This is a genomic window from Pectobacterium carotovorum, from assembly GCF_900129615.1.
Taxonomy (GTDB): Bacteria; Pseudomonadota; Gammaproteobacteria; order Enterobacterales; family Enterobacteriaceae; genus Pectobacterium; species Pectobacterium carotovorum.
On record NZ_FQWI01000005.1, the window covers coordinates 303,488 to 321,921 of the forward strand.

General features: G+C 49.1%; 10 protein-coding genes, 3 tRNA genes and 1 pseudogene. 10 read left to right on the top strand and 4 right to left on the bottom strand.

The features are described from left to right. Positions 1 to 346: 346 nt before the first annotated feature. The 6 genes from uvrY (at position 347) to BUB06_RS12775 (ending at position 3,870) form a co-directional block, all read left to right on the top strand. Positions 347 to 1,003 carry a UvrY/SirA/GacA family response regulator transcription factor gene (gene uvrY / locus BUB06_RS12750; RefSeq protein ID WP_010279369.1) on the top strand — a complete coding sequence of 219 codons (657 nt, stop codon included), beginning with the start codon at positions 347 to 349 and terminating at the stop codon, positions 1,001 to 1,003. Continuing rightward, on the top strand, positions 996 to 2,828 hold the full coding sequence (gene uvrC, locus BUB06_RS12755; protein ID WP_029369030.1) for an excinuclease ABC subunit UvrC: 1,833 nt from the start codon (positions 996 to 998) through the stop codon (positions 2,826 to 2,828). The genes uvrY and uvrC overlap by 8 nt, the downstream gene beginning before the upstream one ends. 58 nt (positions 2,829 to 2,886) lie before the next feature. Next, positions 2,887 to 3,435, top strand: a complete 549-nt coding sequence (gene pgsA, locus BUB06_RS12760; protein WP_010279374.1) for a CDP-diacylglycerol--glycerol-3-phosphate 3-phosphatidyltransferase — start codon at positions 2,887 to 2,889, stop codon at positions 3,433 to 3,435. Positions 3,436 to 3,574: 139 nt separating this feature from the next. After that, positions 3,575 to 3,650: transfer RNA gene (locus BUB06_RS12765), tRNA-Gly, on the top strand. A gap of 51 nt (positions 3,651 to 3,701) precedes the next feature. Then, a tRNA-Cys gene (locus BUB06_RS12770) sits at positions 3,702 to 3,775 on the top strand. An 8-nt stretch (positions 3,776 to 3,783) separates the two neighbouring features. Then, positions 3,784 to 3,870 (top strand) — tRNA-Leu (locus BUB06_RS12775). A gap of 104 nt (positions 3,871 to 3,974) precedes the next feature. On the opposite strand, the pseudogene BUB06_RS12780 reads toward BUB06_RS12775, so the two are convergent. The 4 genes and pseudogenes from BUB06_RS12780 to BUB06_RS12795 all read right to left on the bottom strand — a co-directional run. Next, positions 3,975 to 4,214: pseudogene (locus BUB06_RS12780) on the bottom strand (site-specific integrase); the annotation flags it as partial. Between the two features lie 58 nt (positions 4,215 to 4,272). Continuing rightward, positions 4,273 to 5,148, bottom strand: a complete 876-nt coding sequence (locus tag BUB06_RS12785; RefSeq protein ID WP_039471424.1) for a phosphorothioated DNA-binding restriction endonuclease — start codon at positions 5,146 to 5,148, stop codon at positions 4,273 to 4,275. Positions 5,149 to 5,236: 88 nt separating this feature from the next. Continuing rightward, on the bottom strand, positions 5,237 to 5,782 hold the full coding sequence (locus BUB06_RS12790; protein ID WP_039471425.1) for a helix-turn-helix transcriptional regulator: 546 nt from the start codon (positions 5,780 to 5,782) through the stop codon (positions 5,237 to 5,239). 51 nt (positions 5,783 to 5,833) lie between these two features. Then, entirely contained in the window at positions 5,834 to 7,288 is a 1,455-nt protein-coding gene (locus BUB06_RS12795) for a flagellin N-terminal helical domain-containing protein (RefSeq protein ID WP_039471427.1), read from the bottom strand. Between the two features lie 804 nt (positions 7,289 to 8,092). Here BUB06_RS12795 and BUB06_RS22475 point away from each other — a divergent pair. The 4 genes from BUB06_RS22475 to BUB06_RS12805 all read left to right on the top strand — a co-directional run bounded on the left by BUB06_RS22475 (position 8,093) and on the right by BUB06_RS12805 (position 18,397). Beyond that, a complete protein-coding gene (locus BUB06_RS22475) occupies positions 8,093 to 8,254 on the top strand; it encodes a YnfU family zinc-binding protein (protein WP_214607467.1) in 162 nt (53 codons plus the stop codon). Continuing rightward, positions 8,221 to 8,484, top strand: coding sequence for a hypothetical protein (locus tag BUB06_RS21965; protein ID WP_049776246.1), 264 nt, complete (start codon positions 8,221 to 8,223; stop codon positions 8,482 to 8,484). Before BUB06_RS22475 ends, BUB06_RS21965 begins: the two co-directional genes overlap by 34 nt. A 90-nt stretch (positions 8,485 to 8,574) precedes the next feature. Further along, on the top strand, positions 8,575 to 9,498 hold the full coding sequence (lpxL, locus tag BUB06_RS12800; RefSeq protein WP_039471430.1) for an LpxL/LpxP family Kdo(2)-lipid IV(A) lauroyl/palmitoleoyl acyltransferase: 924 nt from the start codon (positions 8,575 to 8,577) through the stop codon (positions 9,496 to 9,498). Positions 9,499 to 9,763: 265 nt separating this feature from the next. After that, the gene (locus tag BUB06_RS12805) at positions 9,764 to 18,397 is read left to right on the top strand and encodes a glycoside hydrolase family 94 protein (RefSeq protein ID WP_039471946.1); all 8,634 of its coding nucleotides are present in this window, start codon (positions 9,764 to 9,766) and stop codon (positions 18,395 to 18,397) included. The last annotated feature ends 37 nt before the right edge of the window (positions 18,398 to 18,434 follow it).

The following is an 18,434-nucleotide window of genomic DNA, read 5'->3' on the forward strand; positions in this document are numbered from 1 at the left end:
GATGATAAAATATCCAACCATATCCTGATTACAATAGTGACTTTTTATTGACATTCAAGATGTAAAGCCAATTGCATGCCATTTGATTTGCATTGTTTTTTATACATTTTGTGCCAGCGACGTGTTTATACTGTGTGGCGTATTTGAAATGTTAAGAATGTGATCAACATACACCATCAGGTTAACGATATATTGTTATGATCGGGAATGCGCTTTATTCCTTCTCGGCATATTTTAAAATACATATTCATATAAATCAGTGTTCATTATTTTTTGAAACCAACGTAGTATCACCTGCAAGCAACTTTTTATGTAAGTGTTACTCCCTTTTTTGGAGAATTATTCTTTGATTAGCGTTTTTCTTGTTGATGACCATGAACTGGTGCGGGCAGGGATACGACGCATTCTTGACGATATCAAAGGTCTGAAAGTGGTTGGTGAGGCATGCTGCGGTGAAGATGCAGTTAAGTGGTGCCGAAGCAATGATGTGGACGTTGTCCTGATGGACATGAGCATGCCGGGCATCGGTGGGCTTGAAGCAACGCGCAAGATCCTGCGTTTTACGCCAGATATAAAAGTCATCATGCTCACTATTTATACTGAGAATCCGCTACCTGCTAAAGTGATGCAGGCCGGTGCCGCGGGATATGTGAGTAAAGCTGCCGCTCCTCAGGAAGTGATCTCCGCCATTCGCGCTGTGCATGCTGGTAAACGGTATATTGCTTCTGATATTGCTCAACAGATGGCATTAAGTCAGTTGGAGCCGCAGACGGATGCACCGCTTGAGTGTTTGTCTGAACGCGAATTACAGATTATGCTAATGATAACGAAGGGACAGAAAGTGACTGAAATTTCAGATCAGCTCAATCTTAGCCCTAAAACAGTGAACAGCTATCGCTACCGTATGTTCAGTAAGCTGAATATCAACGGTGACGTAGAGTTGACCCATCTGGCTATCAAGCATGGGCTTTTTACCGCGGAGACATTGTTAAGTAGTGAGTGAGAGTTTCGATGCGTCGGCATTTTTAAAAACGGTAACGAGCCAGCCTGGTGTCTACCGGATGTATGATGCCGGTAATACGGTCATCTACGTCGGTAAGGCAAAAGACTTAAAAAAACGACTTGCCAGTTATTTCCGCAGTCATGTCGCCAGCCGTAAAACCGAGGCATTAGTCAAAAGCATCAAGCATATTGATGTCACGATCACGCACACAGAAACTGAAGCCTTACTGCTGGAACACAACTACATCAAGCTTTATCAGCCGCGTTATAACGTCTTGTTGCGCGACGATAAATCCTATCCCATGATTTTCCTAAGCGGTGATGCGCATCCACGTCTGGCTGTTCACCGTGGCGCTAAGCATGCGAAGGGCGAATACTTCGGCCCATTTCCCAACGGCAATGCCGTGCGTGAAACGCTAATATTGCTGCAAAAACTGTTTCCGGTGCGCCAGTGTGAAAATAGCGTCTATCGCAATCGCTCTCGTCCTTGCCTGCAATACCAAATTGGTCGCTGTCTCGGGCCTTGCGTTAGCGGTTTGGTTAGCGAAGAGGATTATCAACAGCAGGTTGACTATGTTCGCCTGTTTTTGTCTGGCAAAGACCAGCAAGTACTGAATCAACTCATTTCTCGGATGGAAGCGGCCAGTCGCGATCTGCATTTCGAAGATGCAGCCCGGATACGCGATCAGATCCAGGCAGTCCGGCGGGTGACGGAAAAACAATTTGTTTCCGGCGACGGAGAAGATCTGGATGTTATCAGTGTTGCCTTTGATGCTGGCATGGCCTGCGTCTATGTCCTTTTCATCCGACAAGGAAAAGTGCTTGGCAGCCGGAGCTATTTCCCCAAAGTGCCTGGTGGTACGGAGTTGGGGGAGGTCGTGCAGACTTTTGTCGGGCAATTCTATTTGCAAGGAAGCTTAGGCCGAACGCTTCCTACAGAAATTCTGCTCGATTTCACTCTGCCCGATAAGGATTTGCTAACAGAGTCTCTAACGGCAGTCGCGGGAAGAAAAGTACAGATTCAGACGAAACCCCGTGGCGATCGTGCTCGTTATTTAAAACTGGCGCGGACAAATGCTGCCACGGCGCTGGTCACAAAACTGTCTCAGCAGTCCACCATCCACCAGCGTCTGGCTGCGTTAGCCAACGTCTTGCAGTTGCCAGAAATCCATCGGATGGAGTGTTTTGACATCAGTCATACGATGGGGGAACAGACTGTGGCATCTTGTGTCGTATTTGATGCCAATGGTCCATTACGTTCGGAATATCGCCGCTATAATATCAGTGGCATTACGCCAGGCGATGATTATGCCGCCATGGCGCAAGTCCTCCGGCGTCGATATGGTAAAGCGCTAGATGACAGCAAAATACCGGATGTCATTGTGATCGATGGTGGAAAAGGGCAGCTCGGTCAGGCTCAGGCCGTGTTTGACTCGCTGCAAGTATCGTGGGATAAAAACAAGCCTCTGCTACTTGGTGTCGCGAAAGGCAGCGATCGTAAAGCCGGACTGGAAACGCTGTTTTTTGAGTCGACGGGCGAGGGCATGGCACTGCCGCCTGATTCTCCCGCATTGCACGTTATCCAACATATTCGCGATGATTCGCATGATCATGCAATTGGTGGACATCGTAAGAAAAGAGCGAAAGTAAGAAATACCAGTACGCTGGAGCTTATCGAAGGCGTCGGCCCTAAACGTCGTCAGACCCTGTTGAAATACATGGGAGGGCTGCAACCTTTGATGAATGCCAGTATTGAGGAAATTGCAAATGTTCCAGGAATTTCGCATGCATTGGCAGAAAAAATCTTCCATGCATTGAAACACTAGGGACAATGTTGCAACATACTCTTAGTATCCACTCCAGCCAGATAGTTACCTAAGCGCTATGCAATTTAATATACCGACGTTGCTTACCCTGTTTCGTGTTGCTCTTATTCCGTTTTTCGTGCTGGCGTTTTATCTTCCATTCGTCTGGGCACCGCTGCTCTGCGCGTTGATTTTCGTGTTTGCTGCCGTGACGGATTGGTTTGATGGTTTCCTGGCCCGCCGCTGGAAACAGACCACGCGCTTTGGTGCTTTCCTCGATCCTGTTGCGGATAAAGTGATGGTGGCTGTCGCGTTGGTGCTGGTTGCGGAATACTATCACTCCTGGTGGATTACGCTGCCTGCCGCGACAATGATCGCGCGGGAAATCATCATTTCAGCATTGCGCGAGTGGATGGCTGAAATCGGCAAGAGAAGTAGCGTTGCCGTGTCGTGGATAGGGAAGGTTAAAACCACGGCTCAGATGATGGCGCTTTTTGCTTTGCTATGGCGCCCGGAACGCATTGTTGAAGGTGTTGGTGTTGTGGCGTTGTACATCGCCGCCGTACTGACTTTCTGGTCCATGTTTCAATATTTGAACGCCGCGCGACACGATCTGCTTGAACCTTGATCGAAGCGCCGTAAAAACCAACAAACGAACGCGGTTGCTTGATAATTTTATTGACTCATTGCGTCAGGTCAGTAGAATGCACCGCATCAACAGCAACGCTGGTTTGTAAGAAGTTAAGAGAATCAGTGAGTTCTGTGCTGCGGGAATAGCTCAGTTGGTAGAGCACGACCTTGCCAAGGTCGGGGTCGCGAGTTCGAGTCTCGTTTCCCGCTCCAATTTAAAACATCGGCAACTGCGGATGTTGGTCATTAAGACCTGAATATTTTGGCGCGTTAACAAAGCGGTTATGTAGCGGATTGCAAATCCGTCTAGTCCGGTTCGACTCCGGAACGCGCCTCCAATATTTATGCCCGGGTGGTGAAATCGGTAGACACAAGGGATTTAAAATCCCTCGGCGTTCGCGCTGTGCGGGTTCAAGTCCCGCCCCGGGCACCATTGATTTAAAAAGAATTAAAACAAGCACTTATGTGCAATGTCGTAGACCGCCGAAAGGCGGTTTGTTTGTATCTAAATAACCCCGTCACCATATTTTCGCCATATCACTTCGCCATATTCTGACCACTAACAACTGGAACGACTGCTATTTTCCTGTCGTATCTTGCCGTCTGGTTAACATTTTTATGGCCGGGTATGGTTTGTTTTTCGTACAAATTGCCTTCCAGATCAGAAATGCCTTTCGCCTTCAAATCATGAAACGTGAAGTCGAAACTTAAATTCGGATGCAGCTCTTCCGCTTTTTTCTTTGCCTTCATCCAGTGCGCGTTAAAGCTGTCGTGTGTACTTGAAAGACACCGGTTTTCTTTGATTGGTGGCAGAGTTACCAATTAGGAAATGGGCTTAAATACCTTTAAAAACCTGCCCCCGATGCCATTCAACAAACTGCTCTAGCGGGTAATACTCCCGTTTTTTAGGCAGAAACAGCGGTTTACCCTCAAAACCCCAGAATAGCCTTTCGACGATCTTGCTGCCGTTCACTCCTTCTGAAACCATCAACTTCATACTGTCATCAATACCGATAACGCCAATATCAAACGCAGAGTGATGTACTGAGCACAAGGCTAATCCGTTGGTCACGGTGCAAGGGCCACCGTATTGCTTCCATTTGATGTGTGCTGCTTCGAGGCCGACAGGTGTTGTATCGTGTCGTAAATCATAACCGCAGACCGCACAGCGGTATTGATACGCACGTAGTACTGTTTGACGGAAATGAGGATCGCGAGACTTGCGTACATCATCTAGCGACAGTTCCAGGCGGTTGGCAATGACTTCCTGAACACTTTCAGGAAAATGCTCGCTTAAAATCTGCTGAGCCAGTTTATCGATAAGTTGAGGTTGTTTGCATAATAGTTGATAGCTGACTTTATCAAATCCCCCCATGACACCGTGCTGAATCAGCTCACGATTTGGCGGCTCTTTACTTCCTTTCTGCGGTGAACAATGCTCGTCATTCTGCAACTGCCAAAAACCATCGCCCTTCAGTCGCCAGAATGGCATTTCAGGGTAATGAGCGCGCCGCTGCTGCCCAAAGCTGTTCAAAAGTGCCAATAGAGAAGGGCGGATTTCATCGCCATAGTGAAACAGGCGCGGGTGTCCTTGCTGATAGGCCGATAGGACATAAAGCAGCAACAATGGCTTATGAGGCGCACGCTGATCGCCTTTACGCCATATAGACATATTGGAAATTGCGGTTTGAAGTTCCTGGGCAGATGGCATACGCAACACGAGCAGAAAAGGGATATATTGTGATAATGCTCGCAAAATCAGTGGGATTCAAGCCTTTCGTCGCTCTCAATATCTCGTATCACGCCACCTTATCAACGTAGATAACCCTGTGATGCTCGGCGTCAGTGATACTTTGCATATGTGAGATTCTGGCGATGAGTAAAAAGGTGAGCAGATCCTTTATGCCATATTTTCTGTAGATATTATTTTTCATGTTGTTGGCGGTTTTATGGGTTATCGCCATTTTCTTTGCGATGGTTTTTATTGATATTCCGTCCAGCCAATAGCCGAAGAATATTTTCTCATTTGGTGATAACGATATCGTCTTGCCTTTTATTTCTCTGAACGATGACAGGGCAGAGATCACGTTTTTAATCGTACTCATCGGTGCGTGTTTTGATAATAGCAATACCTTTTTAGCCACCATCACCGGTGCATGTCTGCGGTTGTTGAGAATAATAATGAATGTCCGGTGTTCAGTGGTAATGATGTGGCTTAATAGTGCCATGTCGATACCGTGTTCAATATCAACAACAGTGATTGGCACATTACCGTTATCCCTATTTCCCAGACAGGTAAACGCCGCCGTGGTGAAAGGGCAGCGGCTGAATATTTCAATACTCATGGCGATCGCAATTCGATAGAAAAATAACAACGTGATGTTTATGGCGGCACGTCATCCCTGTAGCAGCTTTAATACGTTTCCCGACAGTTGGTTGGCTTGTGACAATACGGACAGGGAAGCCTGTTGTAGGATCTGGGATTTTGTCATCGCGGAAACCTCAATGGCGTAATCCGCATCCAATATACGTGAGCGGGCGGCAGCGGTGGCAACCTTCTCCTGTGAAAGCACGGCGGTTACTGATTCAAAGCGGTTCATCTGGCTACCGTATTCGCTGCGATAACCGTCCAGCGTTTTCAGTGCGTTATCGAATGTGGCTAATGCCGCACTGGCCTGTTCCGGTGTACCCAGCGTCACAGAGGAAAGTCCCAGTGACTGGCTGTCTGCTGGCGCTGGGTTGATAGTGACCGTTTGCAATGCATCACCGAAACTCGCCCCGACGACAAACGTCGTTTCTTTGCTGATCGGTACTGAAGGCGGCAGTGGCGGGGCAGGCTCTGTCGGTGTGGGAAGTTCATCCCAGCTTGCGTTGCTAGTAAACACGCCGCTGCCAACCACAATGACAATCAGATCTTCTGTCACCTCATCAATGTGAATTTTTTCCAGTCGGTTTGTTGTTCCCACATTTCCATCGTTAAATCCCCCGGTGTTGGCATCTTCAAAACGGTCGCCATCACCGCTGTAGGTGATGGTCATGCCCTGATACGTTGTCTGTGCCCCTGTGTTGATATTGTATTCCCCGGCTTGCAGCAGCGAATCTGCCGAGTAGGTGGCTCCAGGTAAAAAGCCGTTATCTTGCGTAATCACGGCGGTATTCATGGTGCTTTCATCCGTTACGCCGTTTGCTGACCAGACGATATCGGCGTCTGTGCCTTCTGCGGGTGTACCGGCCAGATGCTTGCCATCTCGTGCGAATAGCTGGATATCGTCATCGGCGCTTAATGAGTCGATGGTGATGGTGATATTTTTTGCGCCAGCAGGAATGTAAGCTAGTGAGACCACCCCGGAAGGAAATTGATGATTGATATTGGGGACGGGAAACTTTTCAGCCAGTGGCAAAGTTTCCCCCAATTTGGCAGGCTGAGGGCCCGGTTCAGCAGGAGCCAGCGGGTAGCGGCCAAAGATTTGCGTTGACGAAGCGATGCGGTCGATCTCTTCCCTGATTTGTTGATATTCACCGTTCAGGCTGGCCTGGTCGGTATCTGACAACGTGCCATTTGCCGCCTGCACCGCGAGTTGCCTGCCGCGTTGTATCAGGTTATTGATGGCATTAAGCCCGCTCTCGGCGGTTTGCATCAGGCTGAGGCCATCTTTCATTCCGTTGGTGATGACGCTGTTGGCATTCAAATTGGCAGTCATCCGGTTGGCAATCGCCTGACCAGCGGCATCATCCTTCGCGCCATTGATACGCAGACCCGATGAAAGTCGTTCAATCGCCTGGCTCAATCGGGTGGCCGATTTATCCTGTTGATTCCGTATCGTTAAATGAAGAGAGGTAATCGGCGTCATTGCGCACCAGTCCTGGTTTGGTAGAAATAACGCGATACCTTTATCTGCTGATTATTGATTTACCGGATAACAGGCAATAGTCAGTCCTTCCCGAGTATGGGAATAAAGAACAGATAAAACATTACGTTATGGTTATTCTCGGCAGTAGCTTAGTCGTGTTGATAATCAAAAGATAATCGTTTTGATAGATCAATGCGATCTTATCGATCGGCGCTACCGATCAAAGGATTGCGGAGTATACGCTATGTAATCGCATGGAAATAAAGCGAGTGATAGCCTGCACACTACTGAAGCTGTAACGGCTATCCAGCCAGTTATTTGGGAGACTGAACTTTGTCAACGCGCAAGTAGCGTGAAGTATGACGGATATAACGATTTTTATTTTAGATGATGATATGCCTATATTAATTATTGATGATTGATTCACATAAAATAACTCTTTTTTAGTTATGTTTTTGTTTTTAAATCAGTGATTTAATCCTGGTTTATTATTTTCTATTGAAATTTAATATTAATATTTTTTTATAATATTTTCTGAATTAATAGGGGATTCAGTGAGGACATATCTAATGTTGATTTTGATTATTCACCTTATCTATAAGTAAAACTTGAGCGATTGTGTTCACGGCAACACTTATTTTATAAATTTACGAATCTGGCTAATTTCTTTGTTGTGGTATTTGTTGTTAAATAACAGGGTGTTGAGGTTTAATATTAGATATTTTAGGCTAATGACGATGATATCGTGCTATTTATGATTTTAGGGCGTACACTGCATATTCATACACCTATTTGGTACAATGTATGGCTACCTTTGATTTTCTCCAGGTGTTTAATCGCACAACGGTGAAAGTGAGTTGTCCCGTATGCAAGCATCTCACTGAGCAGAAAAGAAATAGATTTCGTGAAAATGTTACGGTCATGTGTCCTAAGTGTGGATTGTATTTTTTGCCGAGGGGAGAGTAGAGGATGTTATTTATCTTCCGTTTTCAAAGAATTATCGAGTAGGCTTAATTGCCTCTAATGGAGGAACATTCCAATTGACTGAAGAAGAGCTTAAAGTGTTTTTATTTACACAGACTTGTGTGATTCTCTCTGGCGTACTTGCTGCAAGAGAAGGTCAACCACTTATTATTCAACAACGTTTTAGTAAGATTTATGAAATATTGTCTGCTGAATATGAAAAATTACAATAATTAAATGAATTGTTTTTCGTTATGTTTATCTCTGAATGGTGGTAACTTAAGTTGAATGTCAACCGTGCGCAAGTGAGTAGAGATCAAGGTATGTTTAATCGTTGTCGGTCTTTTTTAAGCTACGCGCATCCTAGATACTGGTTATTATGGTTTGGTCTAGGAGTACTCTTTCTACTGGTTCAACTGCCTTATCCTGCATTGGTGGTATTGGGAGGATGGTTAGGGCGTCAGTCAATGCATTTTTTAAAAAGACGAGTAGCGATTGCCAGGCGTAATTTGATGCTTTGTTTCCCTGACATCTCATCTCAGCAGCTTGAGAATAAGCTAATTGATAATTTCTCCTCGCTCGGCATCGCACTGCTGGAGACTGGGATGGCATGGTTTTGGCCCGATTGGCGAATAAAAAAATGGATTGATATTATTGGTATTACACATTTGCAAGAGGCTGAAAGTAAGCAACGCGGTGTTATTGTGGTTGGCGTACATTTTATGACGCTGGAGTTGCACTTTCGTATTTTAGGCCATTGTAAACCGATGACTGTGATGTATCGTCCTCATAACAATAACGTGTTGGAACTGGTGCAAAAATGGGGGCGCTCAAGATCGGGAAATGTATTGGTTGACCGGAAAAAACTCATTTCCATGGTGCATACTTTGAAGCAAGGCGGCAGTGTTTGGTTTGCACCCGATCAGGATTATGGCGTAAAAGGCAGTGTATTTGTGCCTTTTCTGGGCGTAGAACGTGCAGCTACCAGCAATGGGACGTTTATTATTGCCAAGCTGACTCGTTCTGAATTGGTGACGGCTGTCGTGATTCGTAAGGATGGTAGGAAAGGGTATCAACTTATTATTTCTCCGATCTTAGAAGAATATCCTTATGAGGACAGTCTGTTAGCTGCTCATTATCTGAATAAAATGATAGAACATGAAATCATGAGGGCCCCTGAGCAGTATCTCTGGTTGCATCGACGTTTTAAAACTCGACCCCAGGGTGAACCCTCTTTGTATATTTAATTTATTATCTTTGAATTATTTCGTTATACGTTTTTTTTCTTTTTTTGACCGCGCCTAATGGATTAGCGTTTATCGACTATACTTACTTCCTTGCCTCTCTTTTCTTGACTCCACTTTCTCTCACCATTTGGGCAATTGACCCGTATTTTTTATTCAGTTCCTGTATCAAGTGTCGGTAATCCTGATCAATAAGGTTTGCCTGGCTTTCTGAACGTTACCTTTAAGGTGGTCAGTGCGTATTTTGCATCCAGACCAAAAGGCGATTATGAAAATATTTTCCCGCCATTTTTCCTTCCCCCGCCAAGATGTTGCGTCGCCCTGGAATGACACTCTTCCCGTTAGAGGGGATCTATTCGGCATGGAGCGCTTAGAGCAACATGGCCGCACGTTAGCCAGCGCGCAGCCTGTGACCTTATCGCCACCTAATGTGATCTCGTTACACCAGCGTTTGAATGATAATGCAAAAGTATTGCTGGCCTCTTACCGAGCCAGTGCTCAAGAGCTGGATAAAGGGGGCAGTGTCGTGCCTGCGGCTGAATGGTTACTAGATAACTACCATTTGGTCGCCGCGCAAATTCGTGAAGTTCGTGAAGATTTGCCGCCTCGTTACTATCGCCAGCTACCCAAATTGTCACAAGGCCCTTTTGCCGGTTATCCACGGGTATTTGGGCTGGTATGGGCTTTTATTGCTCATACTGACAGCCATGTTGACCCCATCGCTTTACGTCGCTTCATTATGGCGTATCAGGATGTTCAGCCTCTGACGATCGGTGAGCTATGGGCTGTGGCTATCACCTTGCGCATTGTGTTGATAGAAAATCTGCGGCGTCTGGCTGACCAGATGACTGTCGGGCGCAAGGCTCGCGCAGATGCTGAGCGGGTTGCTAATGAACTTTTGCAATCCGGTGAAGCTGGCGCCGTACGAGGCGATGAAATAACGAATAGTTATCTCTCCGCTTATATTCTTTCTTCTGATAACGATGCTCCTCTGTCGGAGACGTTTGCGGCACAGTTGGTCAAGCGACTACGCGATCAGGATCCAAAGACAACGCCCGCATTAGGGTGGCTTGAACAACGGCTAAAACAGCAGGGAAGTTCAACAGAAGAAGTCGTGCAACACGCTCAGCAGCGTCTGGGCATTTCTAATGTCACTGTGCGCAATATCATTACCAGTATGCGATTAATTTCGGATATCGATTGGGCTGAGTTTTTCGAAAGCGTGAGTCTTGTTGATGCACGTCTGCGGGCGAACAGTGACTTTGCGACCATGGATTTCCCTACTCGAAATTTATACCGCAGCGCGATTGAACAACTCGCGCGTCAGGCACCCAGCTCTGAACTGGATATTACAGAACAAGCGCTTTTACTGGCACAACAGGTGCCCGCTTCTTCTCATTCTGACGAGCTTACCGAACGTAAGCGTGAACCGGGTTACTATCTGATTGCGGAGGGCAGGCCACAGCTTGAAGAGGCGATCGGTTTTCAGCCCGCGTTTCTACTGCGATTCAATCGCTTTACCCTGAGTGGTGGCATGCGCGGCTATGTTGGTGCTATCGCGTTTTTCACTGTGTTTTTACTGGCGGGCATCGGCATAGTGTTGTCTTCTCCTGCGGTGTCGAATGCCTGGCTCGTGGTGATGGGACTGATCTGTATCATTCCCTGTTCTGACGTCGCGACCTCCTGGGTTAATCGCCTGGTCACCTGGCTATTTGGCGCAGCACCGTTGGCTGGACTGGAGTTGTTGCAAGGCGTGCCCAGCCATTGCCGGACATTAGTCGTAGTGCCAACGCTGTTGTCCAGCGCACAAGATCTACTACAGCAGGTAGAACAGCTTGAGGTTCACTACTTATCCGGTGGGCAGGGTGATATCACCTTTGCATTGTTGACTGATGGTGTAGACGCCGAAACGGAACACCTTGCTGGCGATCAACCCATGTTGACGCAGGCATTACTCGCCATACAACAGCTCAATGTGCGTTATGGGAAAGGACCTGCGGGCGATCGATTTTTATTATTGCATCGTCGCCGGGTCTTTAATCCCTCGGAAAATGTGTGGATGGGTTGGGAGCGTAAACGGGGGAAATTGCATGAGCTTAATCGGTTATTACGCGGCGCGACGGATACCCACTTTATTTCGGTAGACGGTCATCATATTCATGTTCCTGCTGATGTTCGCTATGTGATCACGTTGGATGCGGATACGCGTTTACCGCGGGATACGGCCTTAAAACTGATTGGCAAAATGGCTCATCCTCTCAACCAACCGCGCTGGGATCGCCACGGGGAACATATTGTGGCGGGATATGCCATCTTACAACCTCGCATTACGCCATCTCTGCCTGCCGGGCATGAAACGTCCTTATATCAGCGGATTTTCTCGGCACCGGGGGGAATTAACCCTTATGAAGCGGCGATCTCTGATGTGTATCAGGATTTGTTTGGCGAAGGGTCCTATACCGGTAAAGGTATCTATGATGTTGATGCGTTTGAACGCGCGCTCAAAGACCGTATTCCTGAAAACAGCCTACTCAGCCACGATCTCTTTGAGGGTATTTATGCCCGTGCGGGGCTGGCTTCTGATGTTGAATTAATCGAAACCTTTCCCTCACGTTATGATGTGATCGTCAAACGACAACATCGTTGGACGCGCGGTGACTGGCAGTTGCTGCCATGGATTCTGGGACGGATGCCGTCAGCGTCAGGTACGACGGTGCATTTACCCGCGGTGGGGCGCTGGAAAATGATTGATAACTTGCGCCGATCGTTGCTCGCTCCAAGCCTTCTATTGATGCTGATTGGATGCGCGGCGCTACCGCCTGATATGGCATGGAAGGGCATCGCTATCGTCCTGCTGGTCTTGGCGTTTCCCTCCTGCCTGCCCGCGTTGTGGGATGTTATCGCACGCGGTTTGCGTGGCATAACCCGACAACAGTCGCTGAGTCAAAGCCAGCCTATCCGGCATTTATTGCGCGATCTTAAGCTCGCTTTCATGCAGGTCGTGCTCTCTTTTGTCTTTCTTGCCGATCATAGCTGGCAGGCGCTTGATGCACTCATTCGCACGTTGATACGGCTAACGATTACCCGCCAGCATTTACTTGAATGGACGACGGCAGCGCAGTCGGGTCGCCGTCCCCGTCTGACGCTAGGGGGCTTTTATCGTCAAATGCTGGGCGGGGTGTTACTCGGTGTGGCGGCGGTGGGAGGCGGGTGGTTAATGACTCCGCAGAATTGGCCACTTTGGCTATCGCTTGGCATCGTGTGGCTGGCGGCGCCAACCCTGGCACTGCAAGTGAGTCGTGAGCGCTCAATATCGCGTCAGGAAAACATTAGTGAGGCAGATAAACAGGCGCTGCGATTGACCGCCCGACGCACCTGGCGCTTTTTTGAAACCTTTGTTACTGAAGGTGAAAACAATTTGCCGCCGGATAATTTCCAGGAGCAACCAAAGCCGGTTGTGGCTCACCGGACTTCTCCAACCAATATCGGTCTGTATTTACTGTCTACCGTAGCAGCGCGCGATTTTGGTTGGATTGGCCTGACTGAGGTGGTTGAACGACTCAGTGCGACACTGAGCACCATGGATCGATTATCGCGTTTTCGCGGTCATTTTTTTAACTGGTATGACACGCGGGATCTACAAACGCTGCAACCAGCTTATGTGTCCTCGGTGGATAGTGGCAATTTGGCAGGGAATTTGATTGTTCTGGCAAATGCCTGCGAACTCTGGCAGGAAGAAAATGTGTTGTCGGATTATCGGGAGTCCTTGGCTGACCACCTGCAACTGATCCGTACATCACTGTTGCTTCATCAAGCAACGAAGAATGAATCCGTCCTGCTCCGGTCGTTAGATAAAATCGACAGTTTGCGAAACAGCCATTTGCCATCGGATCGCCTGTTACCGGAAATGATAGTGCAGTTGGAGCAACTACTACAGCGGACGCAAACGCGGTTAACGCCGGCCAATGAAGATGAGGTAGCGGAGTCCATCTTCTGGATTAGTGCGACGATATCGATGTTGACCTCCCATGAGCGTGAGCTGCATGGTTCTACGACAGCATCCGAATCTCTGATGGAAAGCCTGCGTGTAGTGGCCGAACGCGCCCGTAAGATGGCGATAGAGATGGATTTTGCCTTCCTTGTCGATCCCGAACGCAAATTGCTATCAATTGGCTATTTGATGTCAGAAAACCAACTGGATGTGAGCTGTTACGACTTGTTGGCTTCAGAGGCCAGATTAGCCAGTCTGTTTGCCATTGCCAAAGGGGATGTTAGTACGCGTCACTGGTTCCGCCTGGGACGTTCGGCTGTGCGCACTGTTCACGGGTCGGCGCTGATGTCATGGTCGGGATCGATGTTTGAATATTTAATGCCATCGCTGGTCATGCGTGCTCCTGTGGGGAGTTTATTAGAACAAACCACGCGGTCGGTTGTGGCTCAACAGCAGGTTTATGGTAGAGCGTTATCCGTGCCATGGGGGATTTCCGAATCGGCCTATAATGCACGAGATATAGATTTTACCTATCAGTATTCAAATTTTGGCGTGCCTGGCTTAGGTTTAAAGCGTGGTCTGGCAGACAATCTGGTTGTCGCGCCTTATGCGACCGGTTTGGCAACCATGGTGGACCCGCTTGCTGCCTGCCGGAACTATGCGCGTTTGGCTGATATGGGGGCGTCGGGCCGCTATGGTTTCTATGAGGCGCTTGATTTCACGCCGTCTCGTCTGCCGGATAACAAAAAAGTGGCTATCGTTTACAGCTTTATGTCGCACCATCAGGGGATGACGCTGATCGCGATCGCCAATACCCTGCATGACGGTAGTATGCGCCGCCGTTTCCACCGCGAACCAATGATTCAGTCCTGTGAGCTACTGTTACAGGAAAGTTTGCCGACGCAGATGGCACTCGCCGAGCCTCAGGTTGAAGAGGTGAAGGCCAGTGGAGGCGAAAGCCGCAATGAGGCTGCCATGTTACGGCGATTCTCCGCATCGCCGACAGGGGCACCGATGACACATCTGCTCTCTAATGGCCGCTATGCGGTGATGCTGACTACGACGGGCTCCGGCTATAGCCACTGGCGTGAATTAGCGATTACCCGCTGGCGTGAAGACACGACTCAGGATAACTGGGGAAGTTTTGTGTTGTTACGTGATATGCGCAGCAACAGAATTTGGTCCGCTGGTGAACAACGTCAGCTAAGTGAATCCGGGGGGCATGTCCCCGTTTCACCCAGCGTGATCGGTAATGCGCTGGGTGAACCAAGGCATCGTTATGAGGTGATTTTTGGTGAAGATCACGCGTCGTTTATTCGTCATGAACGTTCTCTGACCACCACGCTTGATGTGTTGGTATCGGGGGAGAGCGATGGGGAAGTACGCCGTGTCACATTGACAAACAGTGGGCGCCGCCAGCGCGATATCGAACTGACATCCTACGCGGAAATGGTGCTGGCTCCGCCCAGTGCTGATACGGCACATACTGCATTTTCCCGCATGTTCGTACAAACAGACTATCTGGACGCATTCTCTGCTCTGATTGCGACCCGACGCCCACGAACGCCGGATGAACCCCCCGTCTGGGCCGCGCATTTTGTCGTGCTGGAAGGGGCTATCGGCAGCAAGATGCAGTATGAATCAGACCGGGCGCGTTTTATTGGCAAGGGTAAATCAGTGATGACAGCCGATGCCATTCTGGGTCATCAGGTCTTGTCGAATACCACCGGCACGGTACTTGATCCTATTTTCTCACTCCGTCAACAGGTAAAAATTCCTGCCGGTAAAACGGTGAGAGTGGCATTTTGGACCGTGGTGGCGGCTTCCCGCGAAGCGTTAATTGATGTGATTGATAAGCACCACGATCGCAGCGCCTATGAGCGGGATAAAACGTTTGCCTGGACGCAGGCTCAGGTGCAGTTGCGCCATCTCGGCGTGAAATCTGAGGAAGCGGCAGATTTTCAGCGTCTGGCTGCGCCAATTATTTATGCCGATCCCCGTTTTCGTGCGCCGTCTGAATCCATTGTGAAGGGCGCAGGTAAACAATCCGATCTGTGGTCACTGTCTATTTCTGGTGACCTGCCGATTGTGCTGTTGCGTATTGATGACATTGACGATATAGCCCAGGTACATCAGTTACTAAGGGCCCATGAATACTGGCGAATGAAGTTACTGAATGTCGATCTGGTGATCGTTAACGAACGTTCCTCATCCTATATCCAGGATTTGCAGATAGCGATTGAAACGGCCATTCGTAGCAGTCAGTCAAGAGCCCGCCTTGGCGGCGAATCAACACGAGGAGAGGTCTTTGCGCTACGTGCTGATTTAATGTCAGTAGAAGCAAGAGCGCTGTTGCTATCAATCGCCCGTGTCTCGCTGGTTGCGCGTCGTGGGCCGATTTCCCATCAGTTGGCACTCATTCCGCATCCTGATAAGGATATCAGAGCGGTAAGTCTCATCCCGCCAAAATCCCAGCCTGATAACACTTCCCGTCCAGAAGGACTGGCATTCTTTAATGGAATTGGCGGTTTTGATCGGCAAGGCAGGGAATATGTCTCGGTGCTAGATGCTGAACACACTACGCCCGCGCCGTGGATTAATGTGATTGCCAATCCAACGTTTGGTTTTCAGGTTTCGGCACAGGGAAGTGGCTACAGTTGGGCAGAAAATAGCCGTGAAAATCAATTAACGCCTTGGGGCAATGACGCGGTGATTGATCCCGGCGGTGAGGCGCTTTACCTCCGCGATGAGACGAGTGGTGTGCTATGGACCCCTACGGCATGGCCGATTAATGACGGCGGATGCTATGTTGCACGTCACGGTTTTGGCTATAGCCGTTTTACCCATGCCGCCAATGATATCGAGTCGATGCTGTTGCAGTATGTCCCTTTGAGCGACGCGATAAAGATCTCGCGTTTGCGATTGCGCAATACTTCTATGTATACGCGGCAACTGACGATTACTGCTTATGCAGAATGGGTGCTGGGTACATCACGTAGCGCCAGTGCGCCTTACTTGTTAAGCCATGTGGATTCACAAACGGGCGCGGTGTTGGTACGGAATCCGTGGTCTGGTAGTTTTCCCGGACGGTTGGGATTTTCCGATCTAGCGGGTAGCCAGCAGTCGCTGACGGCGGACAGAACAGAGTTCCTCGGGCGTAACGGGCATATGCGCGCGCCTTTAGCGTTGGTAAACCAGAGCCCCTTGTCGGGGAATACTGCAGCGGGGTTTGACCCATGTTGTTCGTTACAGACGGCGGTGACGATTGCACCCGGCGAGGAGGTTGAGGTTGTCTGGTTTATCGGGCAGGCGGCGTCTGTTGAGTTGGTCAGAACGCTGGTGGAGAAATACCGACAGATCGATCTGGATGCGGTTTTACATGACGTAGAAGCGCATTGGGAATCGGTAACCGGGGCGATCCGCGTGAAAACACCCGATAGCGCCATGGATATCATGCTCAACGGATGGCTGCTTTATCAAACGCTGTCTTCTCGTATTCAGGCGCGTTGTGGCTTTTATCAGGCTAGCGGCGCATATGGTTTCCGTGACCAGTTACAGGATGGCATGGCCTTAACCTTTTCTCGTCCGGAGGAAACGCGTCAGCACCTATTACGCGCTGCGGGGCGGCAATTTGCCGAGGGTGATGTACAGCACTGGTGGCTACCGCATTCGGGAGCTGGGGTGAGAACACGAATTTCCGACGATCGTGTTTGGCTGGCGTTTGCCACGGCGAACTATATTCAGGTTAGCCAAGACTATGACGTGCTAACTGAACAGATTGGTTTTCTGGAGGGACCACCTGTCGCTGAAGGGGAGCATGACGCATTTTTCCAGCCGATGCCTTCAGCTGACACGGCGACGCTGTTTGAACACTGCGCGCGCGGCCTGGATCAATGTTTACAGTTGACCGGACAAAACGGCTTGCCCCTTATCGGTGGCGGTGACTGGAACGATGGTATGAACCGCGTTGGTGAGAAGGGTAAAGGTGAGAGCGTGTGGCTTGGATGGCTGTTGATTTATACCATCGCACGCTTCGCACCGTTGGCTGAACGATATGATGCCACTCGTGCGGCCCGCTGGCGCGATCATGCCGAATCTGTCAGGGAAGCTATTGAACGTTCGGCCTGGGATGGTGCCTGGTATCGTCGGGCAACGTTTGATGACGGGACATGGCTGGGCAGTCACAGCAATGATGAGTGTGCCATTGATTCTATTGCCCAATCATGGGCAGTACTTTCTGGCGCTGCTGATGCAGAAAGAGCGGCGACGGCCATGGCCTCGCTGGAACAGCATCTGATTCGGCAAGACGAGGGGCTAGCGCTGTTGTTTACGCCTCCGTTTGATCGTGCTGAGCACGACCCAGGTTATATCAAAGGTTATCCACCGGGGTTACGTGAAAATGGTGGTCAATACACGCATGCTGCGATGTGGTCAGTATTAGCGTTTGCCAAATTGGGGCGGGGGAATAAGGCAAGGGATCTGTTTACTTTACTTAATCCGATTAATCATGGCTCGACACCGCAACAAATCGCCCGCTACCGTGTTGAACCTTATGTTATCGCCGCAGACGTTTATTCGGTGGCACCACATTCGGGACGGGGAGGTTGGACGTGGTATACCGGTTCGGCAGGGTGGATGTATCGAGCGGGCATTGAGGGAATATTAGGGATCCGCCGTGAAGGAAGTGAGTTGATACTGTCACCTTGTATTCCCGATGATTGGCCAGGCTTTGAGGCTCAGGTGGCCGTGGGTGAGAGCCGTTATTGTATCCAGGTCGTGAACGATCGCCATCAATGCCAAGGGATATCAAAGGTAATACTGGATGGCAGGGATATGCTATTCGATGCAGAGAAGAAACAGGTCGGAATTGTGCTAGAGAAAGGGGAACATCACCTGCAAGTGTTCTTGTAGTATAACGAACGATGCGCGTGATTAACCGACATCGCTA